We start from the raw sequence: 500 nt of genomic DNA on the forward strand, positions 1-500 counted from the left end.
CCTCAAGCTCGACATCAACGAAGACGGTGGCATCAAGCCGGGCTACAAGCTCAAGCTCAACAGCTACGACCTCGGTGTTGACATCGAACTGCACGACGCGATCAACCGCGTGCGCTTCGAGCACCCCGCCGTCAAAGTTGTGGTGTTCGAGTCGGGCAAGGAAAAGATCTGGTGCTCAGGCGCCAACATCTACATGCTGGGCTTGTCGACGCACGGCTGGAAGGTCAACTTCTGCAAGTTCACCAATGAAACCCGCAACGGCCTGGAGGACTCCTCCCGCCATGACGGCTTGAAGGCGATCGCCTCGGTGACCGGCGCCTGCGCCGGCGGCGGCTACGAACTGGCCCTGGCCTGCGACCGCATCATCATGGTCGACGACCGCTCCTCCACCGTCAGCCTGCCGGAAGTGCCCCTGCTGGGCGTGCTGCCCGGCACCGGCGGCCTGACCCGCGTGACCGACAAGCGCAAGGTGCGCCGCGACCTGGCCGACATTTTCTGCA

At 63.8% G+C, this 500-nt stretch carries 1 protein-coding gene; it reads left to right on the plus strand.

Features of this window, described 5'->3' with window-relative positions; all coding sequences use genetic code 11:
* Positions 1-500 (plus strand): enoyl-CoA hydratase-related protein (locus AC1DSO_RS24835; protein ID WP_477071345.1); only part of this gene is annotated, 500 nt, incomplete at both ends.

The sequence above is a fragment of the Caulobacter sp. P4_E5 genome (assembly GCF_056401555.1).